Here is a 21,490-nt window from a genome sequence, read left to right on the forward strand (position 1 = left end):
TGCACAGCGGATTTGCAGCATGTCATCCTGTTCACCTTAGCACCGAAAGGACAGATCATGCTCTACCGTGTCACGTTTCAGGATAATCCCGGCAAGGAACATCTGCGCCAAAGACACATGGCCGAACACCTTGCGTTTCTTGCATCTCACGGGGCCGCCATTCTTGGTGCCGGACCGCTGTTCGACGGGCCCCAGGGACGCGGCGGCATGTGGTTGATCGAGGCCGCGACCCGCGCCGATGTCCAAACTCTGGTCGAGAGAGACCCGTTCTGGCCCACGGGCTTGCGCCAGAGCGTCGACATTCTGGAATGGCGGCAAGTCTTTCGCAACGGCCAGCCGGTCTGAGCTTGCCGCGCGCGCTTTGCAAACATAACCTCTCGACAAGGTTAATTTGCAAAGAGTCGGCATCCGATGGCCACCCAGAAACTCTATGCCGGCGCCAAGCTGCGCGAGATCCGCAACCGCCTGTCGCTGACACAAAAGGATTTTGCCGCCAAGCTGGGGGTATCGCTGCCCTATCTGAACCAGATGGAGAACAACAACCGCCCGGTCTCGACCTCGGTGGTGCTGGCACTGGCGCAAGAGTTCGGGCTGGACGTGACTGAACTCAGCACCGGCGACAGCGAGCGACTGGTCAGCGATATGCGCGAGGCGCTGGCCGATCCGATTTTCGCCGACGCGATGCCGCCGCTGGCCGATCTGCGCCTGACCGCGTCCAATGCCCCGGCGCTGGCGCGCGCCTTTATCGAGCTGCACCGCACCTACCGGCAGACACATGAGCGACTGGCCTCGCTGGACGAGGCGCTGGGGCGCGAGGATGCCCGCATCCAGGCCAGCCCCTGGGAGGAGGTACGCGACTTCTTCCACTATTGCGACAACTATATCGACGCGGTCGATCACGCGGCAGAGCGGTTCGCGGCCCGGGCCCAGGCAGACGGTGTGCGCGGCGCGGCGCTGGCCGCACTGGCCGACCGTGGCATCACGGTCGAACTGGCCGATATCGAGGCACTGCGCCAATATGACCCCGCAACCCGCCTGCTGCGCCTTTCGACGCGCAGCGCGCCGCAGACCCAGGTATTTCAACTGCTGTTGCAGGTGGCGCTGCTCAGTCAGAATTCACTGTTGGAGGCAACGCTCGATTTCGCCCGTTTCCACAGCGAAGAGGCGCGCGCCATCGCCAAGATCGGGTTGGCCAATTATTTCGCCGGTGCGGCGCTCATGCCTTATGGCACCTTTTTGGAAACCGCCCAGCAGACCCGCCACGACCTGGAACGGCTCAGTACCCGCTTCGGCGCCTCGATCGAGCAGGTGGCGCATCGCCTCTCGACCCTGCAACGGCCGGGCGCCAAGGGCATCCCCTTCTTCTTTGTCCGGGTCGATCAGGCCGGCACCATCACCAAGCGCCACTCGGCCACGCGGCTGCAATTCGCACGCTTCGGCGGCGCCTGCCCGCTCTGGAACGTGCATCGCGCGTTCGAAACCCCCGGCCATTTCCTGCGACAACTGGCGGAAACGCCCGATGGCGTCCGCTACATCTCGCTGGCGCGCGACGTCTCGAAAACAGGGGGGTCCTTCGGCGCACCGGTGCGGCGCTATGCGATCGCGCTCGGCTGCGAGGTGCGCCATGCCGATCAACTGGTCTATGCCGATAATCTCGATGTCAGCAACGCCAGCGCCTATGAGCCGATCGGGATTTCCTGCCGCATCTGCGAGCGCAAGACCTGCCACCAACGCTCGGTCCCGCCGCTTGAGCGGCGCCTGACCATCGACAGCGACCATCGCGGCACCCTGCCCTACGAGGTCAACTGATCTTCATTTCGCTGAAAATACTCCAGGGGAGTCGCCGTCAGGCGACGGGGGCAGAGCCCCCGCCCCTTCGGGTCAGGCCTTGGACAGGATGCCCCAGATCTCATCCTTCAGCGCCGCGCGCTTCTTGCGCAGCTCGACCTCGGCCAGTTCCTCCATCGGCTCGACGTTGGTCTCGGCCCGGTGCACTGCCCGATTGATCTCGTGATACTCGTCCGCCAGCTTGGAAAAATGCGCATCCGTCTGCTTGAGCTGGCTCATCAGATCGACCTTTTCGGGAAATTCCTCGGCCAGTTCATGCGGGGTATGGGACATCCGTTCGCTCCTTCTTCAATGTCAGCCCAGAGGCTAGACGCCCACCCAATGGCCGACATTGACAGGGATCAAATCGGGTGCGGCCGGCGAGATTTTTCGACGAAAAATCTCTGCCCCTGCCTCACCGTTGCGAGGCCTCCCAACGTGGATTGATCCAGGGGATGTCATTGGCGCGCGGCAGCGGGTCGCGGCCCAGGATATGGTCCGACATCTTCTCGCCCACCATGATCGAAGGCGCGTTGAGATTGCCATTGGTGATCTGCGGAAAGATCGAGCTGTCGGCCACGCGCAGCCCCTCGACCCCGATCACCCGACCCTGCCCGTCGACCACCGCGTTCGGGTCATCTGCCCGGCCCATGCGGCAGGTGCCACAGGGGTGATAGGCGCTTTCGGCATGTTCGGCGATAAAGGCATTGAGTTCGTCGTCGCTCTGCACCGCCGCACCGGGCTGGATCTCTTTGCCGGCATAGGGTTTGAACGCGTCCTGGCCAAAGATCTCGCGCGTCAGCCGGATACAGGTGCGGAAATCGGCCCAGTCCTTTTCATGGCTCATGTAGTTGAAGCGGATCACCGGCGCGTCCTCGGGTCGGTCCGAGCGCAGGGTGACCGCCCCGCGCGAGGGCGAGCGCATCGGCCCCACATGGGCCTGGAAGCCATGGCCCTCGGCCGCGGCCTGACCGTCATAGCGCACGGCGATGGGCAGGAAGTGATACTGGATATCCGGATAGGGCACGCCGGGCTGCGAGCGGATGAAGGCCGCGCTTTCGAACTGGTTCGAAGCACCCAGCCCGGTCTTGGTAAAGAGCCATTGCGCGCCGATCGCCGCCTTGCCCAACAGGTTCCAGTATTTGTAGAGCGTCACCGGCTGGATCGCGGCCTGCTGGATGTAAAGCTCCAGATGGTCCTGCAAGTTGGCCCCCACGCCGGGGCGGTCGGCCACGACCGCGATACCATGTTCGGCCAGATGCGCCGCAGGGCCGATGCCCGACAGCATCAGCAGTTTCGGCGAGTTGATCGACGAGGCCGCGATGATCACCTCGCGGCGGGCGCGGATCACCTCGGCCTTGTCGCCCCGTATGATCTCGACCCCGGTGGCGCGGCCCGCGTCCATCACCACGCGGGCGGCCAGGCCGCGCACCACGTCGCAATTCTCGCGCTTGAGCGCCGGTTTCAGATAGGCATTGGCCGCCGACCAGCGCCGCCCCTTCCAGACGGTCTGCTCCATCGGGCCAAAGCCCTCCTGCTTTTCACCGTTATAGTCGCCGGTGACCTCGTAACCGGCCTGCCGACCGGCCTCGACAAAGGCCTTGAACAGCGGGTTGGTACGCGGGCCGCGGGTAACATGCAGCGGCCCGTCGGTACCGCGCCAGGCGGCATCGCCGCCATGGCCGCCATCGTGCCAGGTCTCCATCCGCTTGTAATAGGGCAGCACATCGGCATAGGCCCAGCCATCGGCGCCCATCTCGGCCCAGGTGTCGAAATCCATCGCATGGCCGCGCACATAGACCATGCCGTTGATCGAGGAGGACCCGCCGATCACCTTGCCGCGCGGACAGACCAGGCGGCGATTGTTCAGATGCGGTTCGGGCTCGGACAGGTAACCCCAGTCATAGCGCGACATGTTCATCGGATAGCTGAGCGCCGCCGGCATCTGGATGAACGGCCCCGCATCGGTGCCGCCATGCTCGATCACCAGCACCGAGGCCCCCGCCCCGCTGAGCCTGTAGGCCATGGCGCAGCCCGCGCTGCCGGCCCCCACGATGACAAAATCCGCTTCCATCCGTCTGTCTTTCCTTGCTGTCGGCGTCGCCTTGCGCACGCCAAAGGGGGAACCCGGCCAACAGGGGCCGGGTCCGTTTGTGTCAGTGCACGCTCTCGACCTTGTGGAAATCGAGCGCGCGATCTTCGGGGGATGTCCTGATCGCCATCACCGTGCTGCGGTGACGCAGCGCAATGAACAGGACGCAGGCCAGGTACAGGCCGATCACGATCGAACCGACCCACTGGATCTGGAGCCACTGGCTCTGGAACAGCAGGGTCAGCGCGAACAGGACACCGACATTGCCCGCGATATAGACCGGGCGGCCCAGCCGCTCGACCGTGATCGACAGGTTGTCGGTGTAAAGCCGGATCAGCGAGTCGAGCGAGTTGATGACAAAGGTGATGCCCACCACGATCATCGCCACATTGGTCAGCCCGGCGGTGCTGATCCCGTTCTCGTGATAGAAATAGAGAACCGAGAACCAGATCGCCAAGGGGATCGAGGGGAACACCAAAAGCGCGATCAGTAATTGCCAGGTCTTCAGCCCGCCCACAAAGCGCGAGGTGAACTGACCGATCATGATCGACCAGGCGAACCACCAGAACAGGTAGAAGGCGTGGTAATCGGTCAGTGGCAACACGAATTCCTGCAGGTTGCCGAAATAGGCACCCAAAAGCCCGAGGTTCTGGCCGACACCGCCCAGGCCCATGCCCGCGCTGGCCCACATGCCCAGGATCAGCGCCAGGAACAGAAAGGTCGAGCCGACCGACAGCACGCGCACATATTTCAGATCGGTCGAGGAATAGGCCGCCGCCAGGATGGTCAGGAACACGATGACGTAGAAGGCCGGCACCACCGTCTCGCCATCGCCGATCTCGGGAATGTAGCCGGGCAGATAGATCAGGAACAGGCTGGCGGTAAAGGCACAGGTGCCGATGATGACGATGTTGTTGATCAGCTTCACCAGCGGGATCTCGAAAAATCCGACGCGCGGCTCGATCACGCAGAAATAGAAGGCGGTCAGGAAATAGAACGCCCAGATCAGAAAGCCCCAGAACCCGAACTCGATCGCCAGTGGGTTGGCAAAGGCATAGGCCGGATCCTCGGCATAGCCGCCGAACTCGGCCAGCGGGAACATGATCAGCCCGACATCCAGGCCGGAGGTGAACAGGATCGCGATGTAGGTGAACAGATGCACCGGCGTCGGGCCGATACAGTCCACATCGCGCCATTTGATGACGCAAAAGGCCACCAGACCAAAGGTCAGCAGCAGCCCGAAGCTTAAGATCGAATTCAGGATCATGGTCCCTCCCTGGGGTCACGCCCGCCCTCTCCTCGGAGCCGGGTCGAATGATGCGGGAAACTAGCACAACAACCTGATCAAAAGAACTAAAACTTGTATCACCATACAAGTTTTTCGATAATCCTTTAAACTTGAACCCTTTGACCGATTGGCCAATATGGCCGCATGAGACGCAAACGCATTCGGGACATCCGCAATGACGAGCTGGTCGCCGCCGCGATCCGGTCGTTGCATCACAGGGGATTCGGCTCGGTCACCATGGCCGAGATCGCGGGCGAGGCCGGGGCCTCGGCGGCGTCGATCAACTATTACTTCGGGTCCAAGGATCGGCTGATGGAAGAGACCATGCGCCGCCTGCTGTCGATCCTGCACACGGCATTGCTGACCCGACTGGCCGAGGCACGGACACCGCGCCAGCGGCTGCTTGCGATTGTCGAGGCCAATTTCGACGATACGCTGTTCACGCCCGCGCAATGTTCGGTCTGGGTGCAGTTCTGGGCCAATGCGCCCTATACCAACAGCCTGTCGCGGCTGCACCGGATCAACCGGGCGCGGGTGGCAAGCAACATCCGCCGGGAACTGCGGCAACTGGTGCCGGAACAGGGTCTGAACAGGGTGCAGACGACGATACAGGCCTATATGGACGGCATCTGGATCGAAGCGGCGCAGGGCGACACGGTCCCTGATGCGGCATCGGCTCGGGCCGATGCGCGGGCCCTGACGGAGTTGTTACTGGACCGGCGGTGACAGGCGCGCGCGTCATCTCAGGATTGCCGTTCCTTTCGCGCCCGAGGCCGATATGCTCATCGTGCCGCCAGATCAATGAGGAGTGCCATCATGCGCCGCGATGAATTGACCAAGTGTTTTCGGGACCTGCACGTTCCGGGTGATCCTCTGGTGATGCCGAACCCGTGGGATATCGGGTCGGCCAAGGTCATGGCCGGTTTGGGCGCGCGGGCGCTGGCGACGACCTCGTCCGGACATGGCTTTACCCTGGGTCTGGCGGATGGCGGGCAGATCACGCGCGAGATCGCGCTGCGGCACGCGGCCGATATCTGCGCCGCCGTCGATGTGCCGGTGAACGGCGATTTCGAGAACGGTTTCGGCGACAGCCCCGACACCGTGGCCGAGACGGTGCGTCTGGCGGCAGAGGCGGGACTGGCCGGGGTTTCGATCGAGGATACCATGATGCCGTCCAAAGGGTCTTATCCCTTCGATCTGGCCCTGGCCCGGATCGAGGCGGCGGTGGCTGCGGCCCGCGAGGGGAATATCGTGCTGACGGCGCGCGCCGATGGCTGGCTGATGCAGAGCTATGATCAGGCCGAGGCCCTGCGCCGCTGCATCGCTTTTGCCCAGGCGGGCGCGGACGTGATCTATGCCCCGCTTGTCGATGCAGATACCACCCGGGCGCTGGCCGATACCGGAACGCCGGTCAACTTGCTGGCGGCGGGGCAGATGCGGGATCTGACCGCCGAGCAGATGGGCGCGCTGGGGGTTTCCCGGATCTCGATCGGTGGGGGGTTGGCCCGGGTGACGCAACAGATCCTGCTGGACGGCACCCGCGCCATGCTGGAACGCGGCGATTTCACCGTGCTGAAGGGTGCGGCGAGCGTGGTCGAGGTCGAAGCTTTGCTGAACGGGTAAGACCGCCGGAGCGGCGGGCATTCAGCGGATACGATAGACCTTTGACACGATGCGCCAACTGCCCTCGTGCAACAGCAGCGTAAGGAAATCGTCAAAGCGCATGCCGGCCCAATCGTTTTCGACATGGACCTGCGCGATGTCCCCCTGCACCGAAACAGAATTGATCGCCCAGAACGGATCGGTTTCCGCATCGGCCGCGTCCTCGCACATGGCGATGAACGCGTCGCGAGAATTCCAGAGCAGTTCCCCTTCGTAATGGCCCACCTCGCTGGCCCGGTCGAAGACGATCCGCTCCAGCGTGGGCCGGTCGCCCCGGGTCATCGCCACCACGTAGGTTTCGACAAGGGCAGTCAGCGCGGCGATGTGTTCTGATGTGGTCATGATCCCCCTCTTTTGGAATGAGAGTGTAGCCGATCAGCCCCCGAATTGCCCAAGCAAACAGACTGGTTGTTGCCAAGGCACCCCTATAACAAGACGAAATCAGGCCGCCTCAAAGGTCGGGTTCGCGGCAACAATGTGACTCTGGCTTCCAGAGAACCCAACCTTTAATCCGAGGCTGACCTGCGAAAGGCCATAGTCGCAGTTTCGAATACCCCGCGTGTCCATTGGTGGTCCACTGCCAACGCCGAAACCAACCTTTCTTCATAGGTAATCAGGTGATCCAACCGCCCAACCCAACAACACTGGCATCCCCGAAGGAAGTTCGTGGACAAACGCCTGGCCTGGTTCCGGCCGAGATCCGAACAGATTGGCAAAGGCTGAGAAATCCGGGAACCAGCGGTGATCCTGGGAAAAGGATTGAACGATCATGGCGGCCCGGTCAGTCTTGAAGCGCCGAGCCTCCAGAACGGCCGCTGTGGTCCGGTGAAAGAGCTGATATCGCAATTCGTCTGGCGGCGGTGCGCTCAGCCCAAGTATCTCGCAGATGAAGCGCATTCGTTCGATCTTGCCATCGCTTGCATTGACCATCCACTCTCCGACCGTCGGACCAAAGGTCTCGTTGACCTTTGCTTCTACGGCGAGAGCGATGGTTTCTTCGCCCGTCTTGACCAAGGCAAAGACGTCACATTGGCTGTCCCGGCGGCCACCGGGCAATGCAACCTTGTGTTCGGGGATTGCGAGCAAGAGTTCAGGTGAAGCGCCAAGCAGACTGGCGATCTCGGGCGGCAAACCCCGCGCCGCCTCCCATGAAAGGGCGGCGGCCATTGCGGAATAGCCGCGTTGCCATTGGGTCTCAGGGTTGGCGAGAAGGTGTTTCCAGTCCTCGACCCCGGTTGATGGAACATAAAACTTGGTCATTCGGGCCTCCTTCCGCGCCTACTCCCCCCTCGGGAACCTCTGGCTTTCCTCCAGATTATCAAGGTTCATGTGGTTGCGCATGTAGCGTTCCGAGGCCTTTTGCAGCGGCTGGTAATCCCAGGGGTAATAGCCGCCCTGACGCAGCGCCTCGTAAACCACCCAGCGGCGGGCCTGGCTGGCGCGCACTTCGGCATCGAAACGGTCAAGATCCCAACGGGCCTGCGACTTGGCGCGCAGGCTCTGTACCGTGCCCTGATGATCGGGGTGGTCGGCGAGGTTGGTCATCTCATGCGGGTCGGCATCCAGATCGAAAAGCTGGTCGGGGTCGAGCGCGCAGCGGTTGTACTTCCACTTTCCATAGCGCATCGAAACGAGCGGCGCATAGGATGCCTCGGCGGCGTATTCCATCAGCACCGGCGCGGTGCGCTCGGTGCCGTTTGCCAGCGGCACCAGGCTGGTGCCATCGGTCCAGGGCGCGATTTCGGCCATGTCGACACCCGCCAGTTCGCCCAGCGTCGGCGTCACGTCGATGGTCGAGACCGGCGTGTCGATGCGGCCCGGGGCCATCCCCGGCGCGGCTACCATCAGCGGTACCCGGGCGGAGCCTTCGTAGAAGTTCATCTTGAACCACAGCCCGCGCTCACCCAGCATGTCGCCGTGATCGGAAACAAAGAGGATGATCGCCTCTTGCCGGGTGGTTTCCAGAACCTCGAGGATCTCACCCACCTTGTCGTCCAGATAGGAGATATTGGCGAAATAGGCGCGGCGCGACTTGCGGATGTCGTCTTCGGTGATATCGAAATTGCGCCAGTCATTGGCATCGAAAATGCGTTTGGCGTGCGGGTCATGGTTGTCGTAGCCCAGATCGCCCACCTCTGGCAGCAAGTGCTCGCAATCCTCGTAGAGGTCCCAGTATTTGCGCCGCGCCACATAGGGGTCATGCGGATGGGTGAAGCTGACGGTGACGCACCAGGGGCGGCCGTCCTTGCCGCGCGCCAGATCGTAAAGCTTGGCCTTGGCGTGATAGGCGACCTCGTCGTCATATTCCATCTGGTTGGTGATCTCGGCCACGCCCGCGCCGGTGACCGAGCCCATATTGTGATACCACCAGTCGATGCGCTCGCCCGGCTTGCGATAATCGGGCGTCCAGCCGAAATCGGCCGGATAGATATCGGTGGTCAGCCGCTCCTCGAACCCGTGCAACTGGTCGGGGCCGACGAAATGCATCTTGCCCGACAGGCAGGTGTAATAGCCCGCGCGGCGCAGGTGATGGGCATAGGTCGGGATATCGCTGCGGAACTCGGCGGCGTTGTCATAGACCCCGGTGCGCGAGGGCAACTGGCCGGACATGAAACTGGCCCGCCCCGGCGCGCAGAGCGGGCTGGCGGTATAGGCATTGGCGAACCGGGCCGAGCGCGCCGCCAGCCGTTTCAGGTTGGGCGCATGCAGCCAGTCGGCGGGACCATCGGGAAACAGGGTACCGTTGAGCTGATCCACCATCAGGATCAGGATATTGGGTTGGGTCATCTACCAGCCTCGATCAGGGTATCAAGAACACGCAAAGCATGGGCACAGGCCAGGTCGGGCTCTCCGGGTGCGCCCAGCGCCGCCTGGATGTAGAGCCCGTCGATCAGCGCCCGGATATCACTGGCCACCTCGCCCGGATTGCGCACCACCGGGCGCAGGGCATGAACCAGGTTGGAATACAGCCGCGCCTGATAGATGCGCCACAGGCGCAGCGCGTCGTCATTGGTCTGCGACAACACGTAAAAGGTCATCCATGCCGCGATCACATCCGGGGTGAAACAGGAATGCGCGAAACAGGCCCGTACAATGGCTTGCGGCCGGTCGGCTGGCGTGCTGGCCTTCATCTCGGCCCGGGCCTCGTCGCCGAACTCGGTCAGGATATGACGCATGGCGGCCAGAAAGATCTGGTCCTTGCCACCGAAATAGTGATGCGCCAGCGCGCTCGACATGCCCGCCCGGCGGGCGATCTGGCTGACGGTGACATCGAGGCTTTTCTGCACGCCCAGTTCTGCTATCGTCGCCTTGACGATCGCATCGCGCCTGATCGGTTCCATTCCGATTTTCGGCATGCCCTCTCCCCAGCGCCATTGGTTTTGAAAACGCTAGGGAATATTTATTGACGCGTCAATCAATCATCGGCAGGTCGAACCAGAGGTGACAGGTCTAACCGGAAACCGGTCGCCGTGGGGCCGGTATCAACCTCGCGAAACAAGTTGGTGACAAGGTCGCGTTCCCGACAGTTTTCGGCGCCGACAATGTCAAAGACACCCTGCTTGACGCAAAAGGCGATGTCCTGGTGGTCAAACGCCCACCCCTCGGCCAGCGCAGTCACGTAATAATAGCGATTGGTCAGATCACCCTCCAGCACGGTCTGGCATTGATCCGGTGCGAACACATACCAACCCTGGCTGATCCAGTCCCCGGGACCACGAAAGGCGAGCGCAACAGATTGCGTAACCGGCGTATCGTTGCAGATCTCGAACCCGGCCTGTACCTCACCGGGCGCGAACAGAAGACAGGTTATGGCCGCAGCGCCTCTCAAGCGATTTCCCTTTGATGCGCGCCCGTTCAAACAGGTCACAGCTTCGGTGCAATGCTGGGCGGGGTGATCGGGCGCCGCTTCAGCACCGCCTCGCGCCAGGTGATGAAACTGACCGAGGCGAGGATCAGTGTACCGCCCGCAACCACCCAGATATCGACCCCCTCGCCAAAGACCAGCGCGCCCAGCAAGGTGGCCCAGATCAGTTGCAGGAAGGTGACCGGCTGGGTCACCGCCACCGGTGCCGCCTTGAGCGCCAGCGTCATGAAGTAATGCCCGGCAGTGGCGAAACTGGCGATGGCGAACAGCACCCCCAGCTGTTGCCAGCTGGGGGTCTGCCAAACCGCCACCGCAAAGGGGATCATCGCCACCGTGACCCAGATCGACAGATGCGCCACCACCACGGCAGGGCTGAGATCCTCGACCGCCGCCTTGGCCAGCAGATAAGAGCCGCCCAGCGTCAGCGTGGTCCCGAGCATCGCCAGATGACCGGGCGAGATCTCGCGAAAGCCGGGGCGCAGGATGATCGCGGCGCCGATCAGCGCCACGAAGATGGCGGTGATCCGTCGCGCCGCCAGCGTCTCGCCCAGGAACAGGGCGGCGCCGAGGCTGACATAGACCGGGGTGAGATAGTTCATCGCGGTGACCTCGGCCAGCGGGATGCGGGTCATGGCAAAGAACCACAGCATCACCCCCACCGCATGGATGGCCCCGCGCAGGCCGAACATGGTCCAGTGGCGCCGGGTCAGCCGCGCCGCCAGCAGGCTGCGCAGCGCAGGCAGCACAAAGACGATGCCCAGCAGATAGCGCAGAAAGGCCGACTGGATCGGGTGCATGCCCTGCCCCATGGACTTGACCAGCGCGGTCATCACCACAAAGGACAGGCCCGCCGCAAGCATCCAGAGGATGCCGGCCAGCGGGCGGGAGTCTGGGGTCTCGGGCAGAGGCATATCAGGGTTGAACACCCATTCCGGCGCCGGGGCAACCCTTCACATGCGAACGACCCGCGATTGCCCGGTCACATCAGCAGCAGCTTGGCCGCGATGGTCCACATGGTCAGGGCGATCACCGTGTCGAGCACCTGCCAGGCGCGGGGGCGGGCAAAGACCGGCGCGAGCAGGCGTGCCCCGTAGCCAAGCGAGAAGAAGAAGGTGAAGCTGGCCAGAACAGCGCCGAGCCCAAAGCCGAGCCTGTCGCCATATTGCGACGAGATCGAGCCGATCAGCACAACAGTATCCAGATAGACATGCGGGTTGAGCCAGGTAAAGGCCAGCACCGTCAGCAGCACCGGACGCAGGGCGGCTCCGCCGCCGCTGCGGGCGTCGTCGCCGGTCATCAGCGCCTCGGTCTTGGTCAGCGCCGCGTGCAGGCTGCGCGCGCCGTACCAGATCAGGAAGGCCGCCCCGCCATAGCGCATCAGCGGCTCGAACCAGGGCATGGCCGTGGCCAGCCCTCCGAACCCGGCCACGCCTGCGGTGATCAGCACCGCGTCCGACAGCGCACAGGTCAGGCAGACAGCAAAGACATGCTGACGCCGCAGCCCCTGCCGCAGGACAAAGGCGTTCTGCGCCCCGATGGCAAGGATCAGGCCGAAACCAAGGGCAAAGCCGGCGACAATGGCAGAGGACATGGGGCGGATTCCCGTAAGGTTGCCGGGTTTGACTAGAGAGCGGCGTAAGTTTAATCCAGTTAAAGATTGTTAGCCTGGATTAGGATTTCTAATGCAGTTCGACCCGCAACAGCTTGCCGCGCTGGCCGCCATCCTGCGGCTGGGCAGTTTCGAGGCCGCCGCCGGGGCGCTCTCGGTCACACCATCGGCGGTGTCCCAGCGCATTCGCGCGTTGGAGGAGAAAGTGGGGCTGGCACTGATCCAGCGCGGTCCACCCGCAACGGGCTCAGCCGCCGGTCTGCGACTGGCGCGACATGCCGAGGATGTCGGTTTGCTGGAGGCGCAAGTCAGCCGCGACCTTGCGCTTGACCAAGGCTCCGGGCCGGTAAGGGTCAGGATCGCGGTCAATGCGGACAGCCTTGCCACCTGGTTTCTGGAGGCGATGTTTGGCGTCAAGGGCGTGTTGTTCGATCTGGTTATCGACGATCAGGACCATTCCGCCGAATGGCTGCGGCGCGGCGAAGTCAGCGCTGCGATCACAGCCCATGGCAGACCGATTCCGGGCTGCGACGCTCATCCGTTGGGGGCGCTGCGCTATATCGCGACTGCCAGCCCCCGATTCATGAAACAGTGGTTCGCGGGCGGGGTCACTCCCGAGGCGCTGTCTCTCGCGCCTTGCCTGACATTCAATGCCAAGGACCAATTGCAACAGCGCTGGATCGAGATGCAGACCGGGATGCAACTGGCGCCCCCTACGCATTTCCTTCCCTCCTCGCAGGGATTCGTCGATGCCGCGCTGGCGGCTATGGGATGGGGAATGAACCCGCGCGCGCTGGTCCGAAAGCATATCGACCACGGCGACCTGGTACCGCTCATCCCTCACCGGCCGCTGGATGTACCGCTGTCCTGGCAGGTGAGCCGGGTATTGACGCCTGCGCTTGCCCCACTGACCCGCGCGGTCCGACAGGCCGCAAGCCTGGGCTTGATGCCCGGTTGAGCGCTCCGGATAAGGAAGTGCTGGACAAGGAGAAACCATGTTTGCCCGCACCCAACTCAACTATCGTGCCGTTCCACTTCCCGACCGGACCGAATTGACCGATGCCCAGATGCTGGCGGCGGCAGAGGCGTTTCACGACACCATGCGTCGGCGCCACACGGTACGCAGTTACTCGAACCGCCCCGTACCCCGCCCTGTGATCGAGACGTGCCTTCGAACGGCGGGCACCGCGCCTTCGGGCGCCAATCACCAGCCCTGGCATTTCGTGGCGGTGGCAAACCCGGCGTTGAAGGCGCGGATCCGGGAGGAGGCCGAAGAGGAAGAGCGGCGGTTCTACGCAGGCGGTGCGGGCGACGAGTGGATCAAGGCTCTGGAGCCGATCGGCACCAATGCGGTGAAAGAGCATCTGACGGACGCCCCCTGGCTGATCGTGGTCTTTGCACAACGCTGGGGGCAGTTCGACGACGGCACGCGGTACAAGAACTATTACGTGCCCGAGAGCGTGAATATCGCCACCGGCTTCCTGCTGGCGGCGCTGCATCACGCGGGACTGTGTGCGTTGACCCATACGCCCAACCCGATGCGGTTCCTCAACGACGCGCTGGGGCGGCCCGCATCCGAGAAACCCACGATGATCATCGCGGTGGGGCATCCGGCAGCAGATGCAACCGTGCCCGAGGTAGCCTAGATCAAGAAGCCGCTGAGTGAGATCGCCAGCTTCGCCGAATAGCGCGGCCGTTTTCCGGCACGGAAAACGGGTCGGAAAATTTGCAATTTTCCGTCATCGGCGCCCGATCCGCTTACATCGGCCAGAACAGCAGGATGGCCGGGATGGTGACCGCCACGATCAGTATCTCGAGCGGCAGACCCATCCGCCAGTAGTCGCCGAAATGATAGCCGCCAGGGCCAAGGATCAGCGTGTTGTTCTTGTGCCCGATGGGGGTCAGGAATGCCGCCGAGGCCGCCACCGCCACCGCCATCAGGAACGGGTCGGGCGAGACGCCCAGCGCATTGGCCATCTGGATGCCCACCGGTGCGGCGACGATGGTCGTCGCGGTGTTGTTGAGCACATCCGACAGCGTCATCGTCACCACCATCAGCACCGTCAGGATGGCCCAGGCGGGCCAGCCCTGGGTCAGTGTAACCAACCCGCCCGCGATCAGTTGCGTACCGCCCGAGGCCTCAAGCGCGGCGCCCAGCGGGATCATCGACCCCAGAAGCACCACCACCGGCCATTCGATATGATCGTATAGCTCGGCAATCGGCAGGATACCGGTCAGCACATAGGCCACCACCACCAGCCCCAACGCCACCGGCAGGTAGAGAAGCCCGACCGAGGCCGCCAGCACCGCCGCGCCAAAGAGGCCGATGGCCAGCCATGTCTTGTCATTGGCGGTCACGCTCAGGCCCCGCGTGGCCAACGGCAGGCAGCCCAGCCAGTCTGTCACATCCGGCCCCCGGTCGCGCGGGCAGAGCAGCAAAAGGATATCGCCCGGCTGCACCTCGGTCCGGCGAATGTGCTGGGTGATCCTTGTGCCCTGACGCGAGATGCCCATCAGCACGGTGTTCTGACGCCAGCTGAGGCCCAGCCCCTGCGCGGTGCGCCCGGCGATGCGGGCGCCGTCGGTTACGACAACCTCGATCACGTCCAGCCCCTCGCCCGCCGCCGTCAGCGCCTGCTGCCGCTCCTTGTCCGAGAAATCGAGGCTGAGCGCGGCGCGAAACTCGTCCAGCGCTTCGGGCGTGGCCTCGATCACCAGCGTGTCGCCGGCGGCCAGGATCGTGTTGGCGGCTCGGCCATAGCGGCGCTTGCCGTCGCGGATCAGGCCCAGGAGCGCCACGTCGGCCTTTTCCGCCTCGGCATCCAGTTCTGCCAGGCGTTTGCCGATATGGGGCGACTCATCTGGCACCGTCAGTTCGGCGATATACTCGGCCAACGCCTCCGCCGCCTCGGCGGCACCTCCGCCGCGCGTCGGGATCAGGCGCCAGCCGATCAGCGCCACAAAGATCAGCCCCGCCAGTGCCGCCGCGCCGCCGACCGGGGCGAAATCGAACATGCGATACGGCTCGCCCAGCGCCTCGGCCCGGATCGAGGCGATGATGATGTTGGGGGGCGTGCCGATCAGCGTGACCATACCGCCCAGGATAGTGGCAAAGGACAGCGGCATCAGCGTCAGCGCCGCCGCCCGCCCCGCCTTGCGCGCGGTCTGGATATCGACCGGCATCAAGAGCGCCAGCGCCGCCACGTTGTTCATGAAGGCCGAGAGCACCGCGCCAATCCCGCCCATCAGCGCGATATGGGCGCCAAGGCCCCGCGACGCATCGACCAGCGTGCGGGTGATCAGGAACACCGCGCCGGATCGCACCAGCCCCGCGGAGACCACCAGCACCAGCGCAACCACGATGGTGGCGGGATGGCCAAAGCCTGAAAACGCATCCTTGACCGGGACAAGCCCCAGCACCACCCCCAGCATCAGTGCCGAAAACGCCACCAGATCATAGCGGAACCGCCCCCAGAGCAGCAGGGCAAAGACGGCGGCGAAAAGGGCGAAAAGCAGGATCTGGTCAATCGTCATGGCGCCAGCATAGAGGGCGCCGCGCGGCCTGCAACCGGCTCCCTTGATCCCGCCCCTCCTCCTTGTCTATATGGGCGCCAACCAGCAACCAGCGACGAGGACATCATGGCCGGCCATTCCAAATGGGCAAACATTCAGCACCGCAAGGGACGGCAGGACGCAGCGCGCTCAAAGCTGTTCTCGAAGTTCTCCAAGGAGATCACGGTTGCGGCCAAGATGGGCGACCCGGACCCGGACAAGAACCCGCGCCTGCGCCTGGCGATCAAGGAAGCCAAGTCGCAGTCGATGCCCAAGGACAATATCGAGCGCGCCATCAAGAAGGCGATCGGCGGCGATGGTGATGCCTATGAGGAAATCCGCTATGAGGGCTATGGCCCCAATGGAGTGGCGGTGATTGTCGAGGCAATGACCGACAACCGCAACCGCACCGCGTCGAACGTGCGCTCGACCTTCACCAAGCACGGCGGCAACCTGGGCGAGACCGGGTCGGTGGGCTTCATGTTCGAGCGCAAGGGCGAGGTCATCTATCCCGCCGAGGTCGGCGATGCCGACACGGTGATGATGGCTGCGATCGAAGCCGGCGCCGAGGACGTGGAAAGCTCGGAAGAGGGCCATATCATCTATTGCGCCGATACCGATCTGAACGAGGTGTCCAACGCGCTCGAGGCCGAGTTGGGCGAATCGGACTCGACCAAGCTGGTCTGGAAACCCTCGACCACGACCGAGCTTGACCTCGAAGCGATGCAAAAGCTGATGAAGCTGGTCGACGCACTGGAAGATGACGACGACGTTCAGCGAGTGACCACCAATTTCGAAGCCTCCGACGAGGTAATGGCGGCGCTTTGATCCCACCCAAGGCAGGGGGCGCTGCCCCCGCCGCCCGTTCCGGGCGACTCCCCCGGAGTATTTCCGACCAGAAAGAAGCAGCAGGGCCTGCTCTCTTCATTTCGCCCTAAATACTCCCGAGCGCGAGGCAGAGCCTCGCTCCCCCCTGCTGGCCATGCGCGCTTGCCCGGCAGGGCACTGCACGTTAGACGAAGCGCCATGAAACGCTTTCTGATCCTGCAACTGCGCCCTGAAACCGACGCGGCCGATGCCGAGTTCGCCTCGATCCTCGATAAATGCGGGATCGGGCCAGAGCGGGTGCACCGCATCCGGCTGGATTGCGAGGACCTGCCCGAGGGGCTGGATGTGACCGATTACGCGGGCGTCATCGTCGGCGGCGGACCCGGCTGTGTCAGCGACGACCCCGCCACCAAGCCCGCGACCGAAGCGCGGATCGAGGCGGCGATCCTGGGGCTGATGCCGCAGATCACCGGTGCCGATCATCCTTTCATGGGGTGTTGCTATGGGCTGGGCGTGCTGGCGGCGCATCTGGGCGGCGCGGTCAGCAAGGCGCGCTATGGCGAACCGGTCGGCCCCTCGACCTGTACCCTGACCGAAAGCGGTGCGAGCGATCCGCTGACCGCTGGCCTGCCCCCGGTTTTCGAGGCCTTTGTCGGCCACAAGGAGGCGGTGCAGGCGCTGCCGCCGGGCTGCACACATCTGGTCGCCTCGGGTCCCTGCCCCTTTCAGATGATCCGCTGGGGCGAGAATGTCTATGCCACCCAGTTCCACCCGGAAGCGGATGCGCATGATTTCGAACAGCGCATCCGGATTTACAAGGATCACGGCTATTTCCCGCCCGAGGATGCCGCGCGACTGATCGACATGTGCCATGCCGCCGAGGTCACGGCACCGGGCGAGATCCTGCGCCGTTTCGCCCAGCGCTACGGCTGACCCAACGGCGCCGTTGCCTGCTGGCCTGCTGCCGTCCTAGGCTGAGGCCAGGACAGGGGAGGATGGATATGGGCGCGAATACCGCCGATGCGATCATCGTGGGCAGCGGGCTGGCCGGGCTGGTTGCAGCCGCCGAACTGGGCGACCGGGGCAAGCGGGTGATCCTGCTCGATCAGGAACCCGAGAGCTTTCTGGGCGGTCAGGCCTTCTGGTCGCTGGGCGGGCTGTTCATGGTCGATACCCCCGAACAGCGCCGCATGGGCATCCGCGACAGCGCCGATCTGGCCCTGCGCGACTGGCTGGGCAGCGCCCAGTTCGACCGCCCGGAAGACGCCTGGCCGCGCAAATGGGCCGAGGCCTATGTGGAATTCGCCGCCGGCGAGATGCGACCCTGGCTGCATACGATGGGCTTGCGCTGGTTTCCGGTGGTCGGTTGGGCCGAGCGCGGCGGCTCCTATGCCGACGGGCACGGCAACTCGGTGCCGCGCTTTCACATCACCTGGGGCACCGGGCCGGGCGTGCTGGAGCACTTTCTGCGCCGCGTGCAGGACCATGTGGCGGCGGGCCGGATCGAGATGCGGTTTCGCCACCAGGTCAGCCATATCATCATGCAAAACGGTGCCGCGACCGGCGTATCGGGCGAGGTTCTGGCAGACGACCGCGCCCCACGCGGGCAAAAGACCAATCGCGACGAGATTGGAGAGTTCGAGGTCTACGCGCCCTCGATCCTGGTCACCTCGGGCGGGATCGGCGGCAATTTCGACCTGGTGCGCAAGGCCTGGCCGCGCGACCGGCTGGGCGAGCCGCCGCGCGACTTGGTGGCGGGCGTGCCGTTCCATGTCGATGGCCGGATGATCGCGATTTCGGAACGCGCGGGCGGCCATGTGATCAACGGCGACCGGATGTGGCATTACACCGAAGGCGTGCGCAACTGGGATCCGATCTGGCCCGACCATGGCATCCGCATCCTGCCAGGTCCCTCGTCGATGTGGTTCGATGCGCGCGGCAACCGGCTGGCGCCACCCTGCCTGCCGGGGTTCGACACCCTGACCACGCTGCGCGAGATCCTGAAGACCGGCTACGACTACAGCTGGTTCGTGCTGACCCAGAAGGTGATCAAGAAGGAATTCGCGCTGTCGGGGTCCGAGCAGAACCCCGATTTCACCTCGGGTAAATGGGCCGAGGTGATCCGCCAGCGCATCCTGTCGGGCAAATCCGCCACCGCGCCGGTAGAGGCGTTCAAACAGCATGGCGAGGATTTTGTGGTCGCCCACAGCCTGAGCGAGCTGGTGCGCGGCATGAACCAGCTGGGCGAGGTTCCGATCGACGAGACCCATCTGCGCGCCCAGATCGAGGCGCGCGATGCGCAGATGGACAACCCATTCACCAAGGATGCGCAGATCATGGCGATCCATGCCGCGCGCAACTATCGCGGCGACCGGCTGATCCGCACCGCCAAGCCGCACAAGTTCCTCGACCCCGCCAACGGCCCGCTGATTGCGGTGCGCCTGCATGTGCTGACCCGCAAGACGCTGGGTGGGCTGCACACCAATCTGGACGGCCAGATGCTGGGCACCGATGGCCAGGTGGTGCCGGGCCTCTTTGCCGCCGGAGAGGTGGCGGGATTCGGCGGCGGCGGCTATCACGGCTATAACGCGCTTGAAGGCACCTTCCTGGGCGGCTGCATCTTCTCGGGTCGCAACGCCGGGCGGTCGCGGGCCATCGCCTGAAGACCGCGCGCCAGCTGCATGCCGGCAACAACGGGGTGCGACCCGCAAGTTCGAAGAAAAGCCTAGATATCTTATGCTGGGATGGCGCCTCCACACGGAACCAACATATTGTTTTTTATGTTCTTTTGCCTTCCATCCGAAGTACTATCCCCTATAACAACATGAGGTTTCTTGGCGCGAGCTGTCTTGAGTCGTCCAAGGTGTTCCCATATCTTGGGGTGGATATTTAGGGGGATAAAAAATGCGGGCAACGAACAGGCTTTCAGCGTCATTCGTCAAGACTGCGCCTGTGGGCAAGCATTGCGACGGCGCAGGGCTGTGGCTGGTCAAGCGCGAGGACGGCGGGGCGCAGTGGGTGCTGCGCGTGACCGTTCACGGCAGGCGGCGCGAAATGGGGCTGGGCGGCTTTCCGGCGTTGTCTCTGGCCGAGGTACGCAAACAGGCCGACCGCTGGCGCAAGATGGCGGCTGCGGGGCGCGACCCGGTGAAAGGGCGTCAGGCCGAAGAACGGGCTGCGCGACGCGAGGACATAACGCTGGCGATTCTGACCACAGATGCGTTCGAAGCCCGCAAGGCCGAACTCAAGGGCGATGGCGCGGCAGGGCGGTGGCTGTCGCCTTTGAGCCTTCACGTCCTGCCGAAGCTGGGGAAGGTGCCGGTAACGGAACTCGACCAGCGCGACATCCGCGATACGCTGGCCCCCATCTGGCACACAAAGGCAGACACCGCGCGCAAGGCGTTAAACCGGCTGTCTATCGTATTGCGCCACGCCGCGGCGTTGGGCCTGGATGTGGACTTGCAGGCCACCGACAAGGCAAAGGCGCTTTTGGGTAAGACCCGGCACAAGCCGAAGAACATTCCGGCTATGGACTGGCGCGAGGTGCCAGATTTCTACGCCAGCCTCGAAGAACCGACCCTAACACACCTTGCTTTGCGCCTGCTCATTCTCACCGGCGTGCGCTCGGGACCGTTGCGCAACATCCGGCTTGACCAGATCGACAGCAACGTTTGGACCGTGCCTGCCGAGGCGATGAAGGGGCGCAAGGGCGCGACCGATGATTACCGGGTGCCGCTGTCGGATGAAGCCCAGCGCGTTATTGACCTAGCGCGTCCGCATGCGCGCAACGGGTTCCTGTTTCCGAACACGCGCGGCGGCGTGATTAGCGACATGACGCTTTCACGTCACATGGAACGGCGTGAGTTGGACGCCCGCCCGCACGGGTTTCGCACGTCCCTGCGTACATGGTTGGCCGAAGTAACCGACGCTCCGCATGAGGTGGCTGAGGCTATGCTTGCTCATGTCGCCGACAGCGGCGTTGTACGAGCTTATCGCAGGACCGATTTCCTTGAGCAGCGTAGCGCATTGGTTCAGCGATGGGCTGATTATGTAATTGGGGGCACCGGGAAAGTCGTCAACGTGACAAGCGCGGACGGATTCATAAGGGACAAAACTGACAATACAGATGAACCCCTTGCATCAACCGAGAAATAACTTCTTCCGCGCGCGTTGGTTTCAAATGGACGACAGCGGAAGATGCTAATGTTGGAGAATGTTGTTGTTTGCGGCTGTTGCACTTCGACTGCGCAAGCCACTCTGTCGACCGTCAACGGCCGCTGACAAATTGGAGCTATGGCCATTTTCCGGTGATACCTGCCCAACCGACGGCTTCAAACGATCCAACATCTTGGCAAGTTCTAGCGTCGGCGCCAGGCGGTCGATCCCGCCCAAGGGCATCGCTGAAAGCGCTATGATACCTGCATTGGAAGGCGGCGCCGACGCGAACAAGTAATTATCGAGTTACCAAACCGTCAATACGGGTCGTGAGGTAGTTTGAATTTCGGGTGCTATGGAAAATGGCATGTCACTCTCGCTGGCATTTCCACCCGTTGTTGACAGTATGGCCTTAGTCCAAGTGGGCGATCACGGCTCCCAACTCTGTTTTGGAAAGTGAGAACGGAATCTTCTTTCTAAAGGTCTGCCACCCATCGCAAAGCAGACTTTGATGCAGGGCGCAGAGAATGACCGTTTCGAGCCGATTCCGTTGAAAAACTCTTCCTTGATCGGGTTGCCAGCGACTGATTCAATTCTCTCAACGAGCGGGAG

22 protein-coding genes are annotated in these 21,490 nt (G+C 63.4%); 10 read left to right on the forward strand and 12 right to left on the reverse strand.

The window, feature by feature from the left end:
* The first annotated feature begins 57 nt into the window (after positions 1 to 57).
* Entirely contained in the window at positions 58 to 345 is a 288-nt protein-coding gene (locus AC2FLM_RS05195; protein WP_496856277.1) for a YciI family protein, read from the forward strand.
* A 66-nt stretch (positions 346 to 411) separates the two neighbouring features.
* Positions 412 to 1,809, forward strand: coding sequence for a helix-turn-helix domain-containing protein (locus tag AC2FLM_RS05200; RefSeq protein ID WP_496856279.1), 1,398 nt, complete (start codon positions 412 to 414; stop codon positions 1,807 to 1,809).
* Positions 1,810 to 1,881: 72 nt separating this feature from the next.
* Here AC2FLM_RS05200 and AC2FLM_RS05205 read toward each other — a convergent pair whose 3' ends face one another.
* The 3 genes from AC2FLM_RS05205 to AC2FLM_RS05215 all read right to left on the reverse strand — a co-directional run bounded on the left by AC2FLM_RS05205 (position 1,882) and on the right by AC2FLM_RS05215 (position 5,186).
* Complete coding sequence (locus AC2FLM_RS05205) at positions 1,882 to 2,121, reverse strand: HP1242/YdcH family protein (RefSeq protein ID WP_234137578.1); 240 nt, start codon at positions 2,119 to 2,121, stop codon at positions 1,882 to 1,884.
* Positions 2,122 to 2,242: 121 nt separating this feature from the next.
* Positions 2,243 to 3,901 (reverse strand): choline dehydrogenase, encoded by a 1,659-nt coding sequence (gene betA, locus AC2FLM_RS05210; RefSeq protein ID WP_496856281.1) that lies wholly within the window; start codon positions 3,899 to 3,901, stop codon positions 2,243 to 2,245.
* A gap of 82 nt (positions 3,902 to 3,983) precedes the next feature.
* Complete coding sequence (locus AC2FLM_RS05215) at positions 3,984 to 5,186, reverse strand: BCCT family transporter (protein ID WP_496856283.1); 1,203 nt, start codon at positions 5,184 to 5,186, stop codon at positions 3,984 to 3,986.
* 165 nt (positions 5,187 to 5,351) lie between these two features.
* Between AC2FLM_RS05215 and betI (AC2FLM_RS05220) the strand changes: the two genes are divergently transcribed.
* Positions 5,352 to 5,933, forward strand: coding sequence for a choline-binding transcriptional repressor BetI (gene betI / locus AC2FLM_RS05220; protein ID WP_496856285.1), 582 nt, complete (start codon positions 5,352 to 5,354; stop codon positions 5,931 to 5,933).
* A 90-nt stretch (positions 5,934 to 6,023) separates the two neighbouring features.
* Positions 6,024 to 6,830: an isocitrate lyase/PEP mutase family protein gene (locus tag AC2FLM_RS05225; protein WP_496856287.1), complete on the forward strand. Its 807-nt coding sequence runs from the start codon at positions 6,024 to 6,026 to the stop codon at positions 6,828 to 6,830.
* 21 nt (positions 6,831 to 6,851) lie between these two features.
* Here AC2FLM_RS05225 and AC2FLM_RS05230 read toward each other — a convergent pair whose 3' ends face one another.
* The 7 genes from AC2FLM_RS05230 to AC2FLM_RS05260 all read right to left on the reverse strand — a co-directional run bounded on the left by AC2FLM_RS05230 (position 6,852) and on the right by AC2FLM_RS05260 (position 12,325).
* Positions 6,852 to 7,211, reverse strand: a complete 360-nt coding sequence (locus AC2FLM_RS05230; protein ID WP_496856289.1) for a nuclear transport factor 2 family protein — start codon at positions 7,209 to 7,211, stop codon at positions 6,852 to 6,854.
* A 261-nt stretch (positions 7,212 to 7,472) separates the two neighbouring features.
* The gene (locus tag AC2FLM_RS05235) at positions 7,473 to 8,129 is read right to left on the reverse strand and encodes a DUF6946 family protein (RefSeq protein WP_496856291.1); all 657 of its coding nucleotides are present in this window, start codon (positions 8,127 to 8,129) and stop codon (positions 7,473 to 7,475) included.
* 18 nt (positions 8,130 to 8,147) lie between these two features.
* A complete protein-coding gene (gene betC / locus AC2FLM_RS05240) occupies positions 8,148 to 9,656 on the reverse strand; it encodes a choline-sulfatase (RefSeq protein ID WP_496856293.1) in 1,509 nt (502 codons plus the stop codon).
* Positions 9,653 to 10,225 carry a choline-binding transcriptional repressor BetI gene (gene betI, locus AC2FLM_RS05245; protein ID WP_234167095.1) on the reverse strand — a complete coding sequence of 191 codons (573 nt, stop codon included), beginning with the start codon at positions 10,223 to 10,225 and terminating at the stop codon, positions 9,653 to 9,655. Before betI (AC2FLM_RS05245) ends, betC begins: the two co-directional genes overlap by 4 nt.
* Positions 10,226 to 10,284: 59 nt before the next feature.
* Positions 10,285 to 10,698 carry a DUF1036 domain-containing protein gene (locus tag AC2FLM_RS05250; protein WP_496856295.1) on the reverse strand — a complete coding sequence of 138 codons (414 nt, stop codon included), beginning with the start codon at positions 10,696 to 10,698 and terminating at the stop codon, positions 10,285 to 10,287.
* Between the two features lie 35 nt (positions 10,699 to 10,733).
* Entirely contained in the window at positions 10,734 to 11,645 is a 912-nt protein-coding gene (locus AC2FLM_RS05255) for a DMT family transporter (RefSeq protein ID WP_234137570.1), read from the reverse strand.
* 68 nt (positions 11,646 to 11,713) lie between these two features.
* Positions 11,714 to 12,325 carry a LysE/ArgO family amino acid transporter gene (locus AC2FLM_RS05260; RefSeq protein ID WP_496856297.1) on the reverse strand — a complete coding sequence of 204 codons (612 nt, stop codon included), beginning with the start codon at positions 12,323 to 12,325 and terminating at the stop codon, positions 11,714 to 11,716.
* Positions 12,326 to 12,416: 91 nt separating this feature from the next.
* Between AC2FLM_RS05260 and AC2FLM_RS05265 the strand changes: the two genes are divergently transcribed.
* Together AC2FLM_RS05265 and AC2FLM_RS05270 are read left to right on the forward strand one after the other, a co-directional pair.
* Entirely contained in the window at positions 12,417 to 13,301 is an 885-nt protein-coding gene (locus AC2FLM_RS05265) for an ArgP/LysG family DNA-binding transcriptional regulator (protein ID WP_496856299.1), read from the forward strand.
* A 37-nt stretch (positions 13,302 to 13,338) separates the two neighbouring features.
* Positions 13,339 to 13,989, forward strand: a complete 651-nt coding sequence (locus AC2FLM_RS05270) for a nitroreductase family protein (protein WP_496856301.1) — start codon at positions 13,339 to 13,341, stop codon at positions 13,987 to 13,989.
* A 112-nt stretch (positions 13,990 to 14,101) separates the two neighbouring features.
* On the opposite strand, the gene AC2FLM_RS05275 is transcribed toward AC2FLM_RS05270, so the two are convergent.
* Positions 14,102 to 15,877: an SLC13 family permease gene (locus AC2FLM_RS05275; RefSeq protein WP_496856303.1), complete on the reverse strand. Its 1,776-nt coding sequence runs from the start codon at positions 15,875 to 15,877 to the stop codon at positions 14,102 to 14,104.
* 105 nt (positions 15,878 to 15,982) lie between these two features.
* On the opposite strand from AC2FLM_RS05275, the gene AC2FLM_RS05280 reads away from it, so the two are divergent.
* The 4 genes from AC2FLM_RS05280 to AC2FLM_RS05295 all read left to right on the forward strand — a co-directional run bounded on the left by AC2FLM_RS05280 (position 15,983) and on the right by AC2FLM_RS05295 (position 20,878).
* Positions 15,983 to 16,723 carry a YebC/PmpR family DNA-binding transcriptional regulator gene (locus AC2FLM_RS05280; RefSeq protein ID WP_234137565.1) on the forward strand — a complete coding sequence of 247 codons (741 nt, stop codon included), beginning with the start codon at positions 15,983 to 15,985 and terminating at the stop codon, positions 16,721 to 16,723.
* Positions 16,724 to 16,921: 198 nt separating this feature from the next.
* Entirely contained in the window at positions 16,922 to 17,656 is a 735-nt protein-coding gene (locus AC2FLM_RS05285) for a glutamine amidotransferase (RefSeq protein WP_496856305.1), read from the forward strand.
* 68 nt (positions 17,657 to 17,724) lie between these two features.
* The gene (locus AC2FLM_RS05290) at positions 17,725 to 19,386 is read left to right on the forward strand and encodes an FAD-binding dehydrogenase (protein ID WP_496856307.1); all 1,662 of its coding nucleotides are present in this window, start codon (positions 17,725 to 17,727) and stop codon (positions 19,384 to 19,386) included.
* A gap of 241 nt (positions 19,387 to 19,627) precedes the next feature.
* A complete protein-coding gene (locus AC2FLM_RS05295) occupies positions 19,628 to 20,878 on the forward strand; it encodes a tyrosine-type recombinase/integrase (protein ID WP_496856309.1) in 1,251 nt (416 codons plus the stop codon).
* A gap of 429 nt (positions 20,879 to 21,307) precedes the next feature.
* Here AC2FLM_RS05295 and AC2FLM_RS05300 read toward each other — a convergent pair.
* On the reverse strand, positions 21,308 to 21,490 hold a 183-nt coding region (locus tag AC2FLM_RS05300; protein ID WP_496856311.1), incomplete at its 5' end, for a hypothetical protein.

This window comes from Ruegeria sp. SAZD011 (assembly GCF_059612545.1).